Here is a 19,737-nt window from a genome sequence, read left to right on the forward strand (position 1 = left end):
AAAAGAGCACCCACAGGACTTGCAGCGATAGCGTTGTCGGTTATTTCAAATACCCCGGCAAATGACCTCACTACCCTTGCAGAAAGAGCAGTGAGGTTGCTCGGAAAACCTTTCGAGGAGTGGGAGAGCAATGATCCTGAGTTGCAAGAGTTCGAGGCTCGTATTGATGCCCTTGATTCAGGCATCGCTACACTCAAGGTGCTTATGGATCAGTACCAACTCAAGCTTCATGACCTCAAAGACGAACTCGGTGGCAAGAGCAATGTATCCATGGAATGATACTCGTCAGCTTACCAAGGATCACATTACGACTCTGTCACGGAGGTTCGGTATATCTCCGGCTCTGTTCTTCTGAGAGTGCCAGCGAAACCACCCACCCCGGCCATAGTGTCTGAATTCGCCAAAGAGCTGCAAGTAGCAGCAGAGTTTCCCCTCCCAGAATCCTTTGATGCCTTTTATCGAAACATTCTGGAGGAGTAGATAAAAGAAGCTGTCACGCAAACCGGCCGAGCCAGTGTTCGTACTCGCCGCTTTCCCGCTGAACAGGCTGTTTATAAGCCCATAATACCATGGAATTTATTATTCATTATGCAGGCTGTGAACTAAATGTTTCAAAAATATTAACATGTTGACGTATATCAATAGATGGAGATGCTGATTTGTCCAGACTTTTAAGTCGGTTTTCAGGGGCCTTATGCCCTGCTGAATTAAAAGAATATTAAAAGGTCATTAAATCATATGCTCAGTGCCGGTAAGCAGCAGCACAGTCTATTTGGAAAAAAGAATCAGGTTATTCAGGATATTGATCACTTTTTTGATCTGGTCAGCGACTCTTCTGATCTTTTTGGCAAGCTGCTAAAGGTTTATCTGAGAAACGGAAAGCCAACTGATGAGTATGAGGTCTGTTTACAGCAACTTTGCGAACTGGAAACCCAGGCAGATAGCCTCAGGCGAGGAATTAAAACATTTCTCTATGAAAAGACATTGATTCCTGACTTTCGCCGCGATGTTCTCAGAATGCTTGAGGAAATCGATGATCTTATTGGTGCCCAGCAGGCACTGGCTTTTGCCCTGGAAACGGAAACACCTTATTTCCCCAAGGAAATGCATGAAGGGTTGCTGGATCTGCAATCAATAGCAAGTCGCTGTGTTGACCATCTGCTGCTGGCAGCCAGGGCCTTCTTCAGGGATATTCATGCTGTTAAAGATCACAGCCACAAAGTTATCTTCTTTGAAAGTGAAGCAGATCTTGAATGTACCCGTATGAAACGGATGGCTTTCAGTTCTGATCTTGAACTCGCCCAGAAAACCCATATTCGATATTTCGTCGACCGAATCGATGGTGTGGCCAACATGGCTGAGGATATTGCGGATTCACTGACTATCTATGCAATCAAGCGGGCCATGTAATGACATTTTTGTTTTTCCTGTCATCAGGTCTGTTTCTAGGATGGTCTCTCGGAGCTAACGACGCGGCGAATGTTTTTGGGTCTGCAGTCGGCAGTCGGATGATTCGTTTTACCACGGCAGCAATTATCTGTTCCGTGTTTATTATGCTGGGGGCCGTTGTTAGCGGTGCGGGTGCAGCTCATACATTGGGCAAACTCGGAGCAATTAATGCACTGGGTGGTGCTTTTGCTACGGCACTGGCGGCAGCCATTACCGTATATGCAATGAGCTATATGAAGCTCCCAGTTTCAACCAGTCAGGCGATTGTCGGGGCAATTATCGGCTGGAACTTCTTCTCCGGATCAAATACCGACTTTACAGTTCTACAAAAGATTGTAATGACCTGGGTTCTCTGCCCGATTTTATCTGGTATCACAGCCGTACTTCTTTACAAATTGGTTGGCTGGATTCTGGACAGGGCAGGTTTGCACCTGATCACTCTGGATGGAATGGTCAGATATGCACTGATTGCAGCGGGAGCCTTTGGCTCATTTAGTTTGGGCGCGAACAATATTGGTAACGTAATGGGGGTTTTTATCGCCTCTTCGCCGTTTTCGGAAATCTCATTCGGGCCAATGATTTTTTCTCCCGTTCAGGTGTTGTTTATGCTGGGTGGTCTGGCTATTGCTCTCGGCGTCTTCACCTATTCAAAGCGTGTAATGATGACAGTGGGCAGTGGTCTTATGCCTCTGACACCAGTAGCTGCTTTTGTGGTTGTTATCGCTCACTCAATCGTGTTGTTCCTGTTTGCGTCGGAAGGTCTGGAATACTTTCTGGCCAGCAATGGCATGCCGACAATTCCACTGGTGCCATTGTCTAGCTCACAAGCTGTTGTGGGTGCCATTATCGGGATTGGCTTGTTAAAAGGCGGTCACCAGATTCACTGGAGAGTCGTTGGAAAAATTGCCTGCGGCTGGGCGACAACCCCTGCCATTGCTTTCGCCTTGTCCCTTTTTACATTCCTCCTGGCCCAGAACCTGTTCATGGTCAAGGTTTTTGAGCCGATCAGTTATCAGGTTACCCCGCCTGTGATTGAAAAGCTGGCAGATATGGGAGTTCATGACCATATGCTGAAAGGTATGGAGGGCGAAGTTTTCTCAGACGCTGAGGTCTTTAAAGACAGCCTTCGCGAGGAAACAGATGTTGAGGATAGTCATCTCTCGATGGTTGTTGATCTATCCCGCAAGTTTTACCTTGAAGTGGATCTTGATCGTCTGGATATGGATCAGCTGGATCTGGAACCTCAGCAGCTTGAAGCTCTCAATAAGCTGAACGGCAAAACCTATGAGTACTCATGGCAGCTAACTGACGAGTTGACCAAAGAATCAAAAAACTGGGCATTCCGTGAAAAGACGGTTTTGAACAAACCCTATAACCGACATCTGGAAACACAGTTTGAACAGTTGTTCAGAGCCTTTTCAATTCTGTAGTCATGTATAGTTGGCATGGCTGATTTAGGGGGGGGGGGAGGCATCACTCCTGACAGCGGGGGACTGCGCTCAGTAGTTCCCTCGTATAATTTTGCCGTGGTTTCGTCAGCACATCTTCAGTTGCACCGGTTTCAACAATCTTGCCATCTTTCATAACCGCAACCCGGTGAGCCAACTGGGGAATAATGGACAGATCGTGGGTGATAAAAAGATAAGAAACACCCAGTTCATTCTGAAGCTCCTGCAACAACGAGAGAACCTCTGCCCTAGTGGAAACATCCAGGGCACTGGTGGGCTCATCGCAGATAATCAACTCTGGTGATACAGCCAGTGCCCGGGCAATGGCAATTCTCTGCCTTTGACCTCCGGAAAACTCATGGGGATAGCGGAAGCGATGTTCAGGTTCGAGTTTGACTCTTTCCAGTAACTCAATGACACGCGCTTCCCTCTGCTCATGGGATAGATCCATTTTCAGGCTGACCATACCCTCTTCGATAATCCGCTGAACTGTCATACGCGGGTTCATGGATGAATAAGGATCCTGGAATATCACCTGAATTCTACGGCGAAGAGGCAGCATACCTCTGCGAGATAATTTATGAATATGCTGGTTGTTATAACTGATGGTGCCACTAGTAATTTGATCCAGCCTGAGAATGGCCCGGCCGGTTGTGGTTTTACCGCAACCGGATTCCCCAACCAAAGCCAGAGTTTCTCCTCGACCAATATGAAGGTCGATATCATCCACTGCTTTTGTCCAGACATGAATGCGTTGGAGGATACCTTTTCGAAGTGGAAAGTGAACTTTGAGTCCTTTGATGGTGAGTAGGTGATCAGGCTGTTCGCTTGGTAAAAAGTTATCCTGGTTTGGCAGGCTGGCAATCAGGCGGCGGGTATATTCCTGTTGAGGGTGACGAAAAATCTGCTCGCAATTGCCTTCCTCGATAATTTCACCGCGCAGCATAACCCCAACCCGCTGGGCTGTTTCCCGAACTACACCCATATCATGGGTGATCAGAAGGACTGCAAGCTGTCGTGTTCTGGCGAGGGTACGAATCAGGTTGAGAACCTGTTTCTGTATGGTGACATCGAGGGCTGTTGTTGGCTCATCTGCAATCAGAATATCCGGCTCACAGGCTAAAGCTATAGCGATCATAACCCGTTGCTGCTGGCCTCCAGAAAGCTGGTGCGGATACCAGTCGATACGGGTTTCCGGATGAGGCAGGCCAACTTCCGATAACAGGTCAATGATTTTTTCCCTTCTGGCCCTGGCATTCAGCTGTGTATGCAGAAGTAGTGCTTCTTCAATTTGGACACCGACTTTCTGCACCGGATTCAGTGAGGTCAGAGCTTCCTGAAAAATCATGGCAACCCGGTTACCACGAACGGCAGTCATCTCCCGTTCGGTGGAATGAAACAGATCGGCTCCATCAAACAGAACTTTTCCCTGGGTCACTTTCAGGGCATCAGGCAGTAGTCGTATAGCGGCAAGGGATGTGACAGATTTGCCACTGCCTGATTCGCCCACCAAGGCAAAAATTTCACCGGGGTTCAGCTGGAACGAGACATTCCGAAGTATTGGATCCTGCTGCGGGTTGTTTACGCAGACACTCAGGTTTTCTACTGACAGAACAGGAGCTGAGTTATCCATGGTTATGCACCTCGCTCCTGTCTCTTTTTCGGGTTGAACGCGTCGTTAACCAGATCAGAAAACAGGTTGGCTGCCAGCACCAGGGTGAACATAAAGGCAAATGCACCAATCAGGTTCCACCAGACCACCGGTTCCCGGGACATTTCTGTGCGGGCCAGGTTAATCATATTGCCCCAGCTCGGCATGGTGGAATCAACTCCAACTCCGATATAGGAGAGAACTGCCTCAGCCAGCACCAGCCCGCTGAAATCCAGAACAAAGGTAATCAGAATAATATGCATCACATTGGGCAGAACATGACGGTGCAGAATACCAACCTGGCTGACACCAAAGGCATGAGCCGCCTGAACATAAGGCAGCTGACTGATTTTCAGGGTCTCTGCACGCAGCAACCGGCAGAGCCCGGCCCAGCTGGTGATTCCCAGAATAAAGCAAAGGCCGAGGAAGCGGGCATCAGCCTTTTCCAGCCCTACCTCAAAGAAATCCGGGTTCAGATCGATAAAAACCTGGAACTGCAGGATCGCAGCAGCAATCAGAAGAATTCCGGGAATTGAACTCAGAGTGGTGTAGAGGTACTGAACCACATCATCTACCCAGCCCTTAAAGTAACCAGCGCAAATACCCAAGGTGATGGCAATGGGCATCATAATCAGGGTGGCCAGGGTTCCGATAAGAACGCCGGTGCGGATGCCTTTTATCGAATGGTAGAGTGTGTCATTACCGGCTTTATCCGTTCCCAGTACATGGTAGAGATTGCCTACATGTAGCAACCAGCCAAGCAGAGTGCAGACCAGCAGGATGGTGACCATGGCCGAGCTCCAGGGCAGATCCTGTCTATGGGTGAAAACCTTTAGAAGAGCACAGAGCAGAAGGCCGATGAAAAGTCCTTTTCCTGCACCTTTCAGACTTTGAATCAGCAGGTCTTTTGAGAAATCAGAGTTATCGGATAAATGACTGCCGGCATATTTCAGATCCGGATAATCCCGGTAAATATGGCCGCTTTCATCAGTCATATTTTCCTTGGCGTAAGACTTCAGGGAAAAGGGAGCAGAGTAGGTACGCTCTTTGGTCTCGCCCATTTCCCCAAGAAAAATATCCAGAACACTGTTTACCGTATTGGAATAATAAGTTGTGTTCTGTCCAGGGACAGGAGGCAAAGCCTTGCGAAAATGGAGAGAATCGATCAGTGCAATCGCTATATACGACAGAATGATAACAAACGTGACCATGCCGGTGCGGGAGCTGAAGACCTGATGCCACTGCTCACGGCTTTCTGGATTTTTTCGCAGCTGCGACAGGAACAGGGTAATGGAAATCACCAGCAGCCATATCAACACATCGGTCCAGAGAATAACGGGCTTGAGCATCATATCCATCAGTTCAGCCTCACTCTCGGGTCAGCAATGGTGTAGGAGATATCCGTCAGAATCAGACCGATGATGTAAAGCACTGAACCCACAAACACCATGGTACGGACAATGGCAAAGTCCTGGGCACGGATGGCATCCAGCATATAACTGCCCAAACCGGGAATACCGAAGAACGCTTCCATCAGCAGGCTGCCCATAAACAGTGTCGGAATCACCACGACCACACCAGTCAGAATGGGCAACAGAGCATTGGGTAAAACATGGCGGAACAGAACTGCCAGCTCACTCACACCTTTGGCCCGGGCGGTGCGGGCAAAGTCCTGGTCGGCGGCTTCAAGGAACAAAGTGCGGTACCAGCGGGCACCCAGTCCAATTCCGGAAACAATACCTATCGCCACCGGCAGTATTAAAAACTTCCAGGCAGACAGTGAAGTTTGATAGCCAGAAATTGGAACCAGCTTCCACAGAGTGGCTACAAGATATTGCCCGCCAATAATGTAAAACAACCCGGAAATCGACATCAGAGTAACAAACAGGACAACGGCCGCTTTATCAAGCCGGGTGCCACGAAACATCACAATAATCAGTGCTACACAGATATTGACCCAGATACCAACAATAAAGGTGGGAATGGCCAGGGCCAGACTGGGGCCCATTCGGGTACGAACATCGGTGGTAATATCCCGGCCATCATCGGCCTGACCAAAATCGAATGTGAACAGGCTGAGGGATTTATGAAAGAAAATGGTGTCAGTGAATTTGCTGAAGCCTGCAGCGTTCGGGTTATATATCAGTGGATTGTCGTAGCCCTTTTCTTTCACCCAGTGATCGATGGCATCCTGAGTGACATACTTTTCTCCCAGATGGGCACGGGCAATATCCTGAGGGCTGTTCACCACGAAAAACAGAATGAAGGTAATCAGGTTAACCCCGATAAGGATCGGGATGGCATACAACAGACGGCGGATGATATAAGCAAGCACCTGTTAGTCCTCCCTTTCCTGAACAGAGCTGACGCGCATATTCTGGCGGCGGCGATAAGCGATCACTGCGGGCAAAACAATCAGCAGGCAGATAACAGCAATAGTAATCAGAGGCCAGATAACCGGTTTATTCCATTCCCTCTGGAGCTGTCTGCGCTGCTTGGTGTCGATGCGGAGATATTTGAGGGTGTCCTGAGCAATGCCATGTCGCTTAGTGTTGTAAACCCAGCTGTTGTTCAGATAGTACTCTTTGGTGTGGTAACCCCATATCCAGGGATTATCCCGGCGAACGAGATCGATAGCCTTATCAAGCAGGGCTATACGCTGGGGCGAATCCGGCATAACCTTGATCTGGCGGAATAATTTATCGAACTCAGGGTTTTCATAATTGGTGCTGTTATTGCCATCGCACTTACAGTTGCCGCTGGTCTGAGCACTGTCGAGCAGGAACAGGAAATTCTCCGGGTCGGGGTAATCCGCCAGCCAGCCCCAGCCAAACAACTGGGTATTCCCGTCACGAATTTTTTCCTTGAAGCGGACATAGTCACTGGTGCGATACTCCAGCTGAACGCCGATGTTTTCCAGTTGCCGGCGACGCCAGTCGGCTACCGGGCCTGAGCTGCCTCCAGTGGTATCGAGATAAAGCACCAGGGGTTTCCCTGTTTCAGCATCCCGGCCATTGGGGTAGCCTGCTTCTGCCAGCAGTCTTTTGGCTTCGTCTATGGATTTACGCTCTGGCTGGCCATTGACCCAGTTATAGATATAAGGGTTGATGCCTGCTTTGCCTTCCTTATAACCGGGGATGCCGGGAGGAATCGGCCCCATGGCTGCCTGCCCGCGGCCATTGGTAAAGATTTCCAGAAACTCTTCCATATTCCAGGCGATAGTAATGGCCTGACGGAGTTTCTGTTTCTTCTCGGAGTAACCACCAACAACCGGATCAAGCATATTGAAACCGTAGTAATAAATAGAAGGCTTGATCTCTGTGCTGATATTAATACCGCGTTGTTTCATATCAGGGCTGAGGTCTATTCCTGAGCCTGAAACAACAAAGGCCCGGTCAAAGTTATCCGAACTGATATTGTGGGTATCGTCACCGGAGCGGTCATACCAGCCCTGCATAAACTTTGACCACTGGGGCAGGCTCTCTTTTTCCAGTCGAAAAGTGGCGCGATCAATAAATGGCATGGGTTTACCGGCGTCTTCCAGTAATCCCTGCTCTCTATCTAATTCAGCCCCTTCAGAAGGGTAAGGGTCAAACCAGTAGTTAGGGTTACGCTCCAGAGTGATGCCCTTGTTTGGATCATTCTGGGTCATCATAAAGGCACCGGTTCCAACCGGATGCCAGTCCAGGGTCAGGTTACGCTTTTGAAAACCGGGGTTGTGATAAAACCGGTCAGCCTCCCAGGGGATCGGAGCAAAGAAATGCATTGCCAGCCAGTAAAGAAACTGGGGGTACTTTCCCTTTATCCTGATGGTAAATGTCCGTTCATCAACAACATTGATACCGCCCAGGGAAAACTTGCGCAGATCCAGCCACTGATCACGGGGGACATCCTTTACCGTTTGGGAAAACTCAGACATTCCATCGATGTAATTCGAGAGGAAACCCAGAAGAGGTGATTTATTGGCCGGGTCTGCAAGACGTTTTATGCCATAAATAAAATCTTCGGCCTTGAGCAATCTTTTTCCTGAAACGGGAAAGTCAGACAATGTTTTGAAATGCTGTGAAGCCTCTTTGGTTTCAAACAGATAAAGAGGAACACCATCACTTTTTTGGGCAAAAGCCGGATGAGGCTGATAGAACACGTCAGGTTTCAGGGTGATGGTATAAAGACTGAAGGCCAGATCAGGGCTTTGCGCCGAAACTGACTGCAGCTCTTTATCAAGATATCTGACCGAAGGCATTGAATCGGCCAGTGCCGGCTCCAGAACATAAGGGCGCTTTAGGAAGTGATAGCGAAGCGGAGATTCATAAATCTGATCAATAAACAACGCTTCTTCGGCGCTGTAAGATCGGGCCGGGTCAAGATGCTGCAGGCGGGAGGAGTAGCTGCCATAGTAAACAGTTTCACCGGGTTTTTCTGGCTCATTTGGGTCATTCCATGGCCCGGAGCATCCTGCTAACAGCAGTGTTACCCCCAGAGAACGAATGAATTGATTTGCTGCGCGCATCCCAATTACGGGCATGGCATCACTCTTTTTGTGATTTTTATTGTTCTTATTATGGTTAATGTCGCACTTTTTTGCTGTTGGGTACAGGAAAGCTAACGGTCCGGTTATACAACTGGAAAAGTGAGTCCGATAGATTCAACGTCAAGATAGATAAGGGAAGGATTCCCGGGGATCAGGAACGAACCCTGTTTATCTGTCGACTGCCGCCAGGGCCTCAGGAAAGCGCTCAGGGGAATTGTGATGTAAGCCATCACTCTGAATTGCATTCCTGGGGCCCTGGTATGGCAGTTTTATGTTTTTAACCTTCCTATGGAAGTATTTTTCCTTTGGGTTCAGTGAGATTTCCTTTTATCCAGCTGACGATATGCCCCTTGATATTTTGGTAGGAACGAATATCAGTGCTGCGATAATGGGTTTCCATAATCTTAATGCACTCTTCTACAGCTGTACTAAGTTCAGGGTCTGTTATCCCATAGTTTCTAAGAACATCATCAATTAACTTCATGAATATTGTTTGGTAACTTTCATCACAATCTTCATCATGCTGCATGCCCAAAGGGCTGAGTATTTCCGTAACGTGGGGAATAAATTCTCTCACATTGTCTACGATATCCTTTGCCAACCTCGCTGAGAAAGATTGATCTTCTTGCCCTCGGGCTGCATCAAGGGCAGATGTCTCTTTCGTTTCCACTTTCTTAAGCTTCTTGGTTGTAAAGTTGTGGATTTGGGCTTGCATCAATTCCATGGGAGTAAGTACTTTTACTTCTGGTTTCATATCTTCTCGGGGAGCTGTGGAGCTTCTCAGTACTACTCCCGCCCTTATTGCTTCAAAAATTGCCTGATCTTTGGATTCTTTAGGCATTTTATCGGTTTCATTCACTTTCCTGAGTTTGAAACCAGCAGCTATCTCGGCAAGCAGTGCATCATTATTCGGCTCCTTAGCAATAACAGTTGATGGTTTTGCTACACCACCAGCTAGTGGTGGAAGCCCAGGCATAGGTGGCGGAGGAGGTGGAAGTTTAAACAGCGGTGCTGTTGGAATCGGTACCATAGGTACTGTAGCTGAACACGCCCCCTCTGAGTGGTAACCGAACAGCTTAGCCATCAGGGCATCACATACCTCTTTTTTCAGAGTATCACTTCCCTGAGCTGCATCTTTGGGCAGAAGTTTAGCGGCTTGATCAACAAGAGCCGAGATCTCCTGATAGCGCTCTGCTTTCAGTTTACGACAGGCTTCTGCTTTTTCTTGGCGAGCCTTTTCAGCTGCAATCTCGAGCTTTTCATCGTACTTGGCATGAACTCTGGCACGGGAATCATCAGCAAACTTCTCCATTTTTGCTGTTAACTTCTTGTGAGACCTCCTGGCAAAATCTGATTTCCGCTGGTGTCTCATAGCTTCAATATGATCCCTTAATTGTTGAAGCTGCTCCGTGTTATGAGTGGTTTTGGTAGAACTGCTTTCTTTAGGCTGGTTCTCAGCAGCTTTTTCTGCCTTGGCCTTTTGTTTACGCCTTTTAATAGCTTTGATGACTTTTGAATCAAGATCTTCGGGCTGAAGCTGACTCAGTTTCCTCATGAAGAGCATACCGGGGGGCGTCAGTGCATTATCAGCAAACTCTTGTTCTTGTTCGGCAGCCATATACTCTTTCTCAGCTGCTTTATAGAAGTGTTCAGTGTCGGAGGATGATTGCCGTTCTCTTTTTTCCATGCGCTCAACGGAGTTCTTTTGTCTTCTCTTGTCCCTGGCTATTTTTTTCCTCATCTTCGGTGACATTTGCTCGGTAGCAAGAGCAAGTTCCTGTTCGTCATCTTTTGAAAGCAGCTGCTCTAACTTCTCCTCATAAGTCAGTTCTTTTTCTACAGCATTGATGGCAGGAGTAGATGTCTTATGTGGTTCCTTTGTTTTCAGAACTTCTTGCTTCTGTTTTTTGTGTGTTGTTGAAACTTCACTTTTAGCTACTTGAGAGGTAACTGTTACTAACGAATTTGTTTTCGGTGTATCAGCTACCCTGTATTGATCTGCTGCAGGGGTAAGAGGATGGGTCTTCGCAACTTTCTGCGATAGTAATGGTTGAATACGACGACCGAACCATTTAACAGGTGCATAAAGGTATGAAATGCATGAACCAACAAAATTTGTGGCTTGTTGTAGACCATAAGAGATAGTAAGTGGCATGGCTCCTGCCTCCTTGCAGTAAGTCAAAAATTCCTAACACAATTGTTCAGACATTAATAAAAGGCCGGGAGTTCCAGCCCAAAAAACTGAGAACAGGGCTAATCAGGCAGGGTGGTTAAAGAAGGCTGGATTATCAGGGTTAAAGGCAAACTAACAGCATTGTTAGTGATTCTAACAAGGAGGACTGTGCGCCCGAAGAAGGCTGGATATGCGTGATTTCTCCATTTTACCCCTTATGAAAAGCCGTTTCTGGCCAATTTGACCCATATCAAGGCTTTACTGTTGTCTCAGGAGTATCAAGGCAGGTAATGGAAAGAAAGCCAATAAATATCAAGCAATAAGAGAGCTGGCTATGGAGCAGTTATCGGCCCTTGATACCCTTATATGAGACGCCCTCCCTGGGAACTGTATGTTATAGGGGGTGGATAATGTAGAGGGCGTTTCCCCAGGCGGTGTTGCCCTGGTGCTTAAGGTGCACCATGCCCTGCTGGATGGGGCTACTGGTGCTCATCTTCTCTCTATACTGCATGATCTCAGACCGGAAGGGAGCCACCCCGTCGAGGTTGGACAGTGGGTTGTTGACAGGGTGCCAACCCAGTTCGAGCTTCTTGGTCGGGCTGGTGTCAACGGAGTTCGCAGTCTTTGGGAAAGAGGACGGGTGGTGGCCCGCTACACATTGCCGGTTTCCCGTGGGTTGTTTAAGCGCGCTGTGAAAGGTTGCAATGGCTGTGCGCTGATGCATGCACCAAAAACCCGTTTTAACGGCAAGGTCTCTCCCCATCGTGTTTTTGAGGCTGTTGGTTTTGATTTGAAAACCCTGAATAAAATCAGGGATGCATTTCCTGAAGTGACCGTGAATGATGTCATCGTGTCGGTTGTTTCAGGGGCACTGCGTCGATACCTTATTCATAAAGATGAGCTGCCGGAACAATCGCTGACAGCGATGTTACCAGTCAATATTGATCCTGCTCTCAGCGGCGCACAAGGAAACAACCTGTCGCTGATGGTTCCCAAGATTCATGCCGAACTGGCCCATCCGGTAGATCGATTAAAAGCTGTTCAGGAAGCTGTAGCAGAAGCCAAGCACAGGAACCTGTTTATCACGCGGGAGCAAGACTGAAACAGTTTTATGGGGGAGGGTTGAGTTACGACTCGGTGGGGCTGTGTCATGTTGTATTCAGTTATAACGACACCCTCACAGTCAGCATTACCTGCTGTCGTAACATGATGCCGGATCCGGAGTTTTATGCACACTGTCTCCGAAAATCCTGGCAGGAATTACAGCTGGAAGTTCTCCCCGATAAATCTGTAAAGCCGAAGGGGAAGAAAGCCGCAGCTCCAAAGAAAAAGCAGGCTGAAGAAGCCTGAGTTAACCGAAGGGCTGGGTTTTTTCAAAGTCCATTGGGACTGGGTGAGAGAAACGTGGCGTCTGCCATGGCGGGTATAAAAAAGAGAGGAAGTATTATGTACGAAAAAATCTGGCTGGCAGGTCTGGGTGCCTATGCACGTTATGAGAAGCTGGGTCAGGAAGGCAAGAAGCTTTTTGATGAGCTGGTTAAGGATGGCGAAGAAATCAAAGGCCGCGCTACTGACCAGGTTGATGACCTGAAAACCAAGGCTCGTGAGCGCGTGAATGAAGTTGTTGATCGTCTGAAAGATATGGTCACCAGCGATGACAAGAAAGAAGACGAAGTTGCTGATCTTTCTGTTCAGATTGAAGAGCTGACCAAAGCTGTTCAGGCTCTCGCCGCTGCCGAGAAAAAACCTGTGAAACGTGCCGCTCCACGTAAAGCTGCCAAAGTTGAAGAAAAGAAAGTTGCTGAGCCTGCCTGATACTCAGCAGTCTAAATAATCAAAACGCAGTTGCCTGAAAGGCCGCTGCGTTTTTCTTTGTTGGGCCCGAACATTTTTGTAAACGTACGGGCCGTAAATCAGGCGATGCGGGGATCAGGCAATAATTGGTTCGCCCATATCACATTTCTTTAGCTCTTCATCACGTAACTCTCTGCGCAAAACCTTTCCGACAGAGGTTGTGGGAAGTTCCCTTCGAAACTCGATAATCCTGGGGATCTTGTAAGCAGCCATATGATGACGGCAATAGCTGATGATCTCTTTATCAGTCAGTTTCGGGTCTTCTTTCACCACAAAGGCTTTGATGCTTTCCCCTGTTGTTTCATTGGGAAGGCCGATAATGGCACATTGGCTGATATGAGGATGTTTAACCAGCAGCTCCTCGACTTCATTTGGGTAAACATTGAAGCCGGAGACGATAATCATATCTTTAACGCGGTCAACAATGCTGACAAAGCCATCTTCACAGATGGTGGCGACATCTCCTGTTCTTAACCAGCCATCTTTGGACAAGACTTTTTTAGTGTCTTTCTTCCTATTCCAGTAACCCGCCATAACCTGAGGACCACGAATGCAGAATTCTCCACGGTCTGTTGGTTTAGTCAGAGTCTGGCCATCGCTGCCGATGATTTTGACTTCGGTTCCGGGTAAAGGCTGGCCCACTGTTCCCAGCCGGACATTATCCAGCCTGTTCACGCAGGCAATGGGGGAGGTTTCTGTCATGCCGTAGCCTTCGCAGACTTCACAGTGAGTGATTTCTTCCCATTGTTCGGCAACACTTTGCTGTAATGCCATGCCGCCGGAAAATGTCAGCTTCAGATGGCTGAAGTCAACGTGGTGAAAACCAGGCTGTCGCATAAGTCCGGCAAAAAGTGTGTTCAGCCCGGTAAGCAGGGTGAAATCATGCTTGTTCAGTTCTTTAATAAATGCGGGCATGTCCCTGGGATTGGTGATCAGAATATTATGGGCACCCAGAAACATGCTGACCATGCAGTGCAATGTGAATGAATAGATGTGATACATGGGCAGGGGGGCAATAAACAGTTCTGCGCCGCTGTGAACGATATCTCCGCAGATGCTGCGGGTTTGAAGCATATTCGCCACCATATTGCGGTGGGTCAGCATAGCTCCCTTGGCCACGCCGGTGGTTCCCCCCGTGTATTGCAACAGGGCAGTATCATTGTTTTCTGGTAAATGCTCCTCGAGGTGCAGGTATTTTCCAATGGCCAGAATATCGAGGAAACGATGGCTTCCATGAATATGGTAGGGAGGAACCATTTTTTTGATATAACGAATAACACCGTTAATTAGAATACGTTTGGGGGCAGGTAACATGTCGGCAATATCAGTGATGATGACATGCTTGATCTGAGTATCCGGAATCACCTCAGCAGCAATATAAGCAGCGTTGGCAAAGGTCATGATAGCTTTTGCACCGCTGTCTTTTATCTGGTGTTCCAGCTCACGTGCTGAATACAAAGGATTGGTATTAACGACTATCAGGCCTGCGCGCAATGCTCCGAAAACAGCAACGGGAAACTGAAGAATATTGGGGAGCTGGATAATAATGCGATCACCGGGAACCAGGTCGGTTCTGTTTTGAATCCAGGCTCCAAAATACCGGCTGTACTTTTCAATATCCCGAAAAGACAGGGTATGGTCCAGATTGGTAAAAGCAGGCTTAGAATCATACTCATGGCAGGCATAGTGAAAAATATCGGAAATGGTTCGAAATTGACCATTAATCATCGGATCCAGAGCTCTATCTTCGAGAGACCCGTTCACTTCTGCTGAATATGCGCAGTTATCCCTTTGCATTGTGTTCTCCGAGAATACACTGTGGCCAGATTAGGATTTGGCCAAGCCTTCGTTGTTATTTATTTCTTTGCCTGCCTGTATTTGTCTAATCACTAGACTTATCGGATCCGTTTTTAACAGGCAGCAAGAATAAAGTTGTAGTTATTGTGATTTTCTTGCTTATGACTTTTGAATCACCACTTGGCGTAATGCTCTTCGGTGAAGCCATATAGTTTTTCAATTTCAATTTTTTCTCCGGAAGAGGTAATTAGATTCCCGGAAAACCGACCAAACATCTGATGGAAGTTGCTGGCCATTATTATGAAATTATTACGCTCTGTTTGAGTGCCTTCTGGCTCGAAGGTTAAGTCTATCATGCCGTCGGTGGAGTAAATATGCCATGGCTTGTAAAGATCAAAAGAGTCGTAATTAAAGGCAATTCCGGCGGTTTTATTCAGCTTTCCATCAATCCAGAATCCGTTTTCAGTGAAACTTGATTCATTGGTAAAACAGGCTCCATTTAAACCAAGGCTTCTTCCGTCAGGTAAAACACTTGAAAGGCAGATCCAGTTCCAGAAACAACGTCGTTTAAGATACCCAGCCGTCCAGTCAAGCGATGCGCAGGCTTGAATCTCAGCAAGATCATATTCACCGGCTTTACAGGAAACACGTCCCTGGCAGGGTATACCCGCCATTTTTTGTGTGTAGGAAAAACCGTTCAGGTCAGCCCGTGTTGCGCAGCGTATGGGTTCGAAGTCATGATCCTCGAATGTCATATCAATGACTGTACCGTCTTTGAGGCGAACGAGCAGTGTTCTTTTGTGGTTCTGGCACTTTATCTCAACGGTGTTTTTCCCCATCCGGAAAAACCAGTGACCATTGTCTGGCTGCAGTGATGTCTGGGAAAAGCTGCCAAAGCCGGGAGCCTTGAACTGGTAATTGTAAAGTTTCCCGGTTGATGGGTGGTATATATACACGAAACTAATAACAGCAAGTTTCGTGTCAACAATCGCTGTGCCAACAATCAATTCAGGACTGATGATTGAAGTGAATTGAAACTGGTTAAAGCCAAACCACTGCCTGAGAGCACCAGCCTTGTGCCCCATGGGAGTGCGTAAATGGAAGTCCCTGTAGTTAATCTCGCTCACAGGAATTTGATGTAACCCCTGGCGTAATCGTCCCTGGTTGTCGATTAGCTGAATGGCATTCTCTGTCATCGGTTATTTCTCTTTAATCATGGAAATACCTTTTCTATCTCCTCGGGGTGATGAAAAAGCTATTTCACGATTATGTTTACTCATTCATGTGGATTGGCTCATAAATCAATCGTATATCCGTTTTTACGGATACAATGAGAAATCAAAATGTAGTTTACATTCAAACATTTGCACGAATAAATATCAGACGATCTGCGTGGTCATTTTATGCTTTTGTAGTCGTCTTTAACGGCTTTATGATTCAGTTATTGGTTCATCTGGATGAAAGAATGTTTAGTAACTGGTATAGATGCTGCATTCAAAAATTGTGCAATATATGAAGTAGTTCACAGTTTTGAAATTGAACATGTCAGGAAAAATAGTGCTTTTGATTCAATGCATTGACCTGACTTTCAGTAAGCATAGAATATGCAGATACAAAAATAATTGATCGTGTAGTGTCGCAGTTAAAATAATAAGTACCCATAAGCAGAGAATGCCCTTTCAGAGGATTAAAATGTAAAGGGTGTTTCCGTGGTACCAAAGTTCACTACCGGCAGTGACCTCATCGTTTCATGAAGGACGGGGAAAATGGAACAGCTATCGCCACTGGATACTGCATTCTTGAATATGGAAACCGGCAGCACACCGATGCATGTTGGTTCGCTTGGCATTTACGATATGTCCACTGTCCCAGGTACCCGCCTGGGATTTAAGGATATTCTCCATTATTTTGAAAACAGGCTGCATAAGGTTCCTTCGCTGCGCTATCGGGCAGTAGAAGTTCCCATGGGGCTTGATTACCCCTACTGGATAGCTGATCCGGATTTCGATATTGAGTTTCACATCCGTCACATAGCATTGCCTCAGCCTGGTGACTGGCGCCAGCTTTGTATTCAGGTTGCCCGCATCCATTCCCGCCCTCTGGATATGGGGCGCCCACCCTGGGAGATGTACATTATTGAGGGGCTGAACAATATCGAAGGGATTTCAGAGGGTAGCTTTGCCGTTGTTATGAAAGTTCACCACTCGCTGGTGGATGGTGTTTTTGGTGCCCAGTTGCTGGCAGCCATGCATGACCTTGGCCCCAATGTAAAACCGGGTCTGCCTGATAAGCCCTGGATCGTTGACCGCATGCCGACAGGCGTTGAGCTTCTTAGCCGTGCCGCACTCAATGGTGTGCGCAACGTAGCCAAGAAAGGAAAGGCAGTTACCAACCATGTTCTTCCCAGTGCTTTTGGTTTAGCGAAGAACCTGCTGAAAGGAAATACCACGGATACTTTCAGTGCCAATAACCTGTTCCGCGCTCCGAAAACACGCTTTAACCAGCCGGTCAGTGTTCACCGGGCATTTGAGGGCGTGGATTTTGCTTTGGATGATATCAAAGCCATTAAGAACGCTCTGCCGAATATTACTTTGAATGATGTGATGATGGGGGTTGTCTCCGGGGCGCTGCGTCGTTATCTGAAAACTAAGGGGGAACTGCCGGAAGAGTCGCTGACGGCCATGGTTCCTATTAATGTTCGGGAAGAGCAGACCCAATCGGTGCAGGGTAACAAGATCTCCTTTATGTTCCCGAAAGTGTTCACAGATATTGCTGACCCGGTGAAGCGCCTCGAAGCTATCCATGCAGCGACCACTAACGGTAAACATGATAATGAAGTCAACAGTGGCAGCCTGTTCCTTGATACAGCCCAGCTTCTACCAACGACGTTGACCAATCTGGCACTGCGTTCAGCTCTGAAGTATCACCTGACCAATTATCTGAAGACCCTGTTTAACACCTGTATTACCAATGTCCCTGGCCCACAGTTCCCGCTCTATTTTGCTGGAGCCAAGCTGGTGCAGTTCTATGGCACAGGGATCAGTTATGACACTATGGGGCTGTTCCATATTATCTTCAGCTACAACAAACGCATCAGTATCAGCGTCACCTGCTGTCGCAATATGATGCCTGATCCGGCTTTCTATGCTGACTGCCTGCGTTACTCCATGCGTGAGATTCAAAAAGCAGTCCTGCCGAAAGAGGAGATCAAACCGGCTGCGAGCAAGCCAAGAGTTGTGAAAACTGAAGCAAAAGCAGCTCCCAAGGTTGAGGCGGTGAAGGAAAAGCCTAAAGCTCAGGCCAGTGAGGCCAAGCCCGCTGCGGTCAATAAGACAGTTGCAAAAACACCGGAAAAGCCGGAAACGAAAGAGCCCAGTGAGAAGAAAATCGTTGAGGCAGTCTCCTGACCTTGACCAAATTTTCTGACGGCCGTTTCCGTCTATTTAAAGCCTGGACTATCCAGGCTTTTTTTTCATAACAGAACCTAAAAGAAATCCCCGCTGGGCGGGGATTTCTTTTGAACGTCACCACCGGTGAGAGAACATCAGGCTGGAGAAAGCTCCTTGGTTTCGCTCAGAATGTATTGGTACTCAGCTTCCATTTGATGCTCAATATTTTCCGCTACAAAGCTGGCAGCCACTTTACCCACTAGAGGAATTGAGCTGCTGATTTCCATGGTGACATGGTTCACACAACCATCACCTGTTGGGCAGAGCAGCATTTCGCCCTGAACTTTTACCGGGACACCATCTATATCAACCCGCATGGTGCAAAGGCGGCTGCCATCGTCCTGGGAGACCCAGCTCTCACGCTGGCGAACCCTGTTGTACTCACCTAGGAACTTACGCAAGGCTGCTGGGATTTCACTGCCTGCAGGAACCTCCCGGCGGGAGTCCATGGTCAGACTGCCTTCTGCTTCAGACAGTTCCCTTAGTCGGAATTTACGAGCCCCAAGTGCCTCGTATTTTGTAGATATTATCTCTTCGGATGAGAAAAAACGATAAACGTCGTTTACTTGGCAGTTATAGTGATGTTCAACGGTTACAATTTTCATCGTAAAATATCTCTTTAATTTGCTCTGTTTATTTAAAGCTTTTTATTAGCGACTTTACTGTTTATGTATTAGATATCCTGTGTGTCAATGTTAGATTGAAAACCCTGTCATTGTCACCGTGGAAATTGATTTATTCATTTTTTTGGACTGGTTTTTAACAAGAAAAATATTTGCTTGCTCTATAAGCTTAAATGACAGGTTTTGAAGAAAATATGAAGGTTTACCAGAAAAATGTGCGTTCGTATAATGGTTTAGCAGATTATAGTGAAGCGAATTAGGGGAGTGAGATTATGTATGAGAAAATCTGGTTAGCTGGCCTAGGCGCTTATGCTCGCTATGAAAAGTTTGGAACGGAAGGTAAGAAACTTTTTGAAGAACTGGTAGAAGATGGCGAAGATGTTCGTGATCGTGCCAATGATAAAGTTGATGACCTTAAGCAAAAAGCTCAAGAGCGTATCGGCGAAACTGTAGGACGTCTGAAAGAAGTTCTGCGCATCAGCAAGGGCGAAGAAGAGAAGACTGATATTCAGGCTCTTTCCGAGCAAATTGAAGAACTTAGCAAAGCTGTAAAGGCCCTGAGTGCTGCCGAGAAGAAGGCTGCTCCTCGTAAGCCTGTTGCAAATCCAGCTGTAAAAGCTGCGGTTAAGCCAGCCGAAAAAAAAGCCTCTTGATTCAAGAGCAATAAAAAAGGCAACCTTTAATTAATTATTCAGGTTGCCTTTTTTACTTATCTATTCGCACTAATGGCTAATCTAACCAAAACGGCTAGTTCAGAACATC

At 47.3% G+C, this 19,737-nt stretch carries 16 protein-coding genes; 8 read left to right on the forward strand and 8 right to left on the reverse strand.

The window, feature by feature from the left end; translation table 11 throughout:
• Positions 1–90: 90 nt before the first annotated feature.
• The 3 genes from M3P05_RS17535 to M3P05_RS17545 all read left to right on the forward strand — a co-directional run bounded on the left by M3P05_RS17535 (position 91) and on the right by M3P05_RS17545 (position 2,879).
• Positions 91–279: a hypothetical protein gene (locus tag M3P05_RS17535; protein WP_249701368.1), complete on the forward strand. Its 189-nt coding sequence runs from the start codon at positions 91–93 to the stop codon at positions 277–279.
• A gap of 459 nt (positions 280–738) precedes the next feature.
• Complete coding sequence (locus tag M3P05_RS17540) at positions 739–1,410, forward strand: DUF47 domain-containing protein (protein WP_249701369.1); 672 nt, start codon at positions 739–741, stop codon at positions 1,408–1,410.
• Complete coding sequence (locus tag M3P05_RS17545) at positions 1,410–2,879, forward strand: inorganic phosphate transporter (RefSeq protein ID WP_249701370.1); 1,470 nt, start codon at positions 1,410–1,412, stop codon at positions 2,877–2,879. The genes M3P05_RS17540 and M3P05_RS17545 overlap by 1 nt, the downstream gene beginning before the upstream one ends.
• A gap of 43 nt (positions 2,880–2,922) precedes the next feature.
• Here M3P05_RS17545 and M3P05_RS17550 read toward each other — a convergent pair whose 3' ends face one another.
• The 5 genes from M3P05_RS17550 to M3P05_RS17570 all read right to left on the reverse strand — a co-directional run bounded on the left by M3P05_RS17550 (position 2,923) and on the right by M3P05_RS17570 (position 11,234).
• Complete coding sequence (locus M3P05_RS17550) at positions 2,923–4,530, reverse strand: ABC transporter ATP-binding protein (protein ID WP_249701371.1); 1,608 nt, start codon at positions 4,528–4,530, stop codon at positions 2,923–2,925.
• Between the two features lie 2 nt (positions 4,531–4,532).
• Positions 4,533–5,906 (reverse strand): ABC transporter permease, encoded by a 1,374-nt coding sequence (locus tag M3P05_RS17555; protein ID WP_249701372.1) that lies wholly within the window; start codon positions 5,904–5,906, stop codon positions 4,533–4,535.
• The gene (locus M3P05_RS17560) at positions 5,906–6,883 is read right to left on the reverse strand and encodes an ABC transporter permease (protein WP_249701373.1); all 978 of its coding nucleotides are present in this window, start codon (positions 6,881–6,883) and stop codon (positions 5,906–5,908) included. The genes M3P05_RS17555 and M3P05_RS17560 overlap by 1 nt, the downstream gene beginning before the upstream one ends.
• A 3-nt stretch (positions 6,884–6,886) precedes the next feature.
• On the reverse strand, positions 6,887–9,073 hold the full coding sequence (locus tag M3P05_RS17565; protein ID WP_249701374.1) for an ABC transporter substrate-binding protein: 2,187 nt from the start codon (positions 9,071–9,073) through the stop codon (positions 6,887–6,889).
• Between the two features lie 292 nt (positions 9,074–9,365).
• Positions 9,366–11,234, reverse strand: coding sequence for a WH2 domain-containing protein (locus M3P05_RS17570; protein WP_249701375.1), 1,869 nt, complete (start codon positions 11,232–11,234; stop codon positions 9,366–9,368).
• Between the two features lie 421 nt (positions 11,235–11,655).
• Between M3P05_RS17570 and M3P05_RS17575 the strand changes: the two genes are divergently transcribed.
• From M3P05_RS17575 to M3P05_RS17585, 3 genes are all read left to right on the forward strand, one after another.
• Positions 11,656–12,354 (forward strand): wax ester/triacylglycerol synthase domain-containing protein, encoded by a 699-nt coding sequence (locus M3P05_RS17575; protein ID WP_249701376.1) that lies wholly within the window; start codon positions 11,656–11,658, stop codon positions 12,352–12,354.
• 20 nt (positions 12,355–12,374) lie between these two features.
• Positions 12,375–12,602, forward strand: a complete 228-nt coding sequence (locus M3P05_RS17580; protein ID WP_249701377.1) for a WS/DGAT domain-containing protein — start codon at positions 12,375–12,377, stop codon at positions 12,600–12,602.
• 96 nt (positions 12,603–12,698) lie between these two features.
• Positions 12,699–13,067: a phasin family protein gene (locus M3P05_RS17585; protein WP_249701378.1), complete on the forward strand. Its 369-nt coding sequence runs from the start codon at positions 12,699–12,701 to the stop codon at positions 13,065–13,067.
• Positions 13,068–13,181: 114 nt separating this feature from the next.
• Here the strand turns inward: M3P05_RS17585 and M3P05_RS17590 are convergent, their stop codons facing one another.
• Entirely contained in the window at positions 13,182–14,903 is a 1,722-nt protein-coding gene (locus M3P05_RS17590) for an AMP-binding protein (RefSeq protein ID WP_249701379.1), read from the reverse strand.
• A 173-nt stretch (positions 14,904–15,076) separates the two neighbouring features.
• Entirely contained in the window at positions 15,077–16,099 is a 1,023-nt protein-coding gene (locus M3P05_RS17595; RefSeq protein WP_249701380.1) for a DUF2804 domain-containing protein, read from the reverse strand.
• Positions 16,100–16,669: 570 nt separating this feature from the next.
• Here M3P05_RS17595 and M3P05_RS17600 point away from each other — a divergent pair.
• Complete coding sequence (locus tag M3P05_RS17600; RefSeq protein ID WP_249701382.1) at positions 16,670–18,310, forward strand: WS/DGAT/MGAT family O-acyltransferase; 1,641 nt, start codon at positions 16,670–16,672, stop codon at positions 18,308–18,310.
• 137 nt (positions 18,311–18,447) lie between these two features.
• On the opposite strand, the gene M3P05_RS17605 is transcribed toward M3P05_RS17600, so the two are convergent.
• Positions 18,448–18,957 (reverse strand): DUF2505 domain-containing protein, encoded by a 510-nt coding sequence (locus tag M3P05_RS17605; protein WP_249701383.1) that lies wholly within the window; start codon positions 18,955–18,957, stop codon positions 18,448–18,450.
• Positions 18,958–19,247: 290 nt separating this feature from the next.
• Between M3P05_RS17605 and M3P05_RS17610 the strand changes: the two genes are divergently transcribed.
• Positions 19,248–19,628 carry a phasin family protein gene (locus tag M3P05_RS17610; protein WP_249701384.1) on the forward strand — a complete coding sequence of 127 codons (381 nt, stop codon included), beginning with the start codon at positions 19,248–19,250 and terminating at the stop codon, positions 19,626–19,628.
• Positions 19,629–19,737 lie beyond the last annotated feature (109 nt).

Origin of the sequence: Parendozoicomonas callyspongiae (genome assembly GCF_023502345.1) — a bacterium.
GTDB classification, from domain to species: Bacteria; Pseudomonadota; Gammaproteobacteria; order Pseudomonadales; family Endozoicomonadaceae; genus Sansalvadorimonas; species Sansalvadorimonas callyspongiae.

Bases quoted from the DNA above. Each gene is read 5' to 3' on its own strand.
- M3P05_RS17540 (WP_249701369.1), top strand. From the start codon at position 739: ATGCTCAGTGCCGGTAAGCAGCAGCACAGTCTATTTGGAAAAAAGAAT.
- M3P05_RS17545 (WP_249701370.1), top strand. From the start codon at position 1,410: ATGACATTTTTGTTTTTCCTGTCATCAGGTCTGTTTCTAGGATGGTCT.
- M3P05_RS17550 (WP_249701371.1), bottom strand. From the start codon at position 4,530: ATGGATAACTCAGCTCCTGTTCTGTCAGTAGAAAACCTGAGTGTCTGC.
- M3P05_RS17555 (WP_249701372.1), bottom strand. From the start codon at position 5,906: ATGGATATGATGCTCAAGCCCGTTATTCTCTGGACCGATGTGTTGATA.
- M3P05_RS17565 (WP_249701374.1), bottom strand. From the start codon at position 9,073: ATGCCCGTAATTGGGATGCGCGCAGCAAATCAATTCATTCGTTCTCTG.
- M3P05_RS17570 (WP_249701375.1), bottom strand. From the start codon at position 11,234: ATGCCACTTACTATCTCTTATGGTCTACAACAAGCCACAAATTTTGTT.
- M3P05_RS17585 (WP_249701378.1), top strand. From the start codon at position 12,699: ATGTACGAAAAAATCTGGCTGGCAGGTCTGGGTGCCTATGCACGTTAT.
- M3P05_RS17590 (WP_249701379.1), bottom strand. From the start codon at position 14,903: ATGCAAAGGGATAACTGCGCATATTCAGCAGAAGTGAACGGGTCTCTC.
- M3P05_RS17595 (WP_249701380.1), bottom strand. From the start codon at position 16,099: ATGACAGAGAATGCCATTCAGCTAATCGACAACCAGGGACGATTACGC.
- M3P05_RS17600 (WP_249701382.1), top strand. From the start codon at position 16,670: ATGGAACAGCTATCGCCACTGGATACTGCATTCTTGAATATGGAAACC.
- M3P05_RS17605 (WP_249701383.1), bottom strand. From the start codon at position 18,957: ATGAAAATTGTAACCGTTGAACATCACTATAACTGCCAAGTAAACGAC.
- M3P05_RS17610 (WP_249701384.1), top strand. From the start codon at position 19,248: ATGTATGAGAAAATCTGGTTAGCTGGCCTAGGCGCTTATGCTCGCTAT.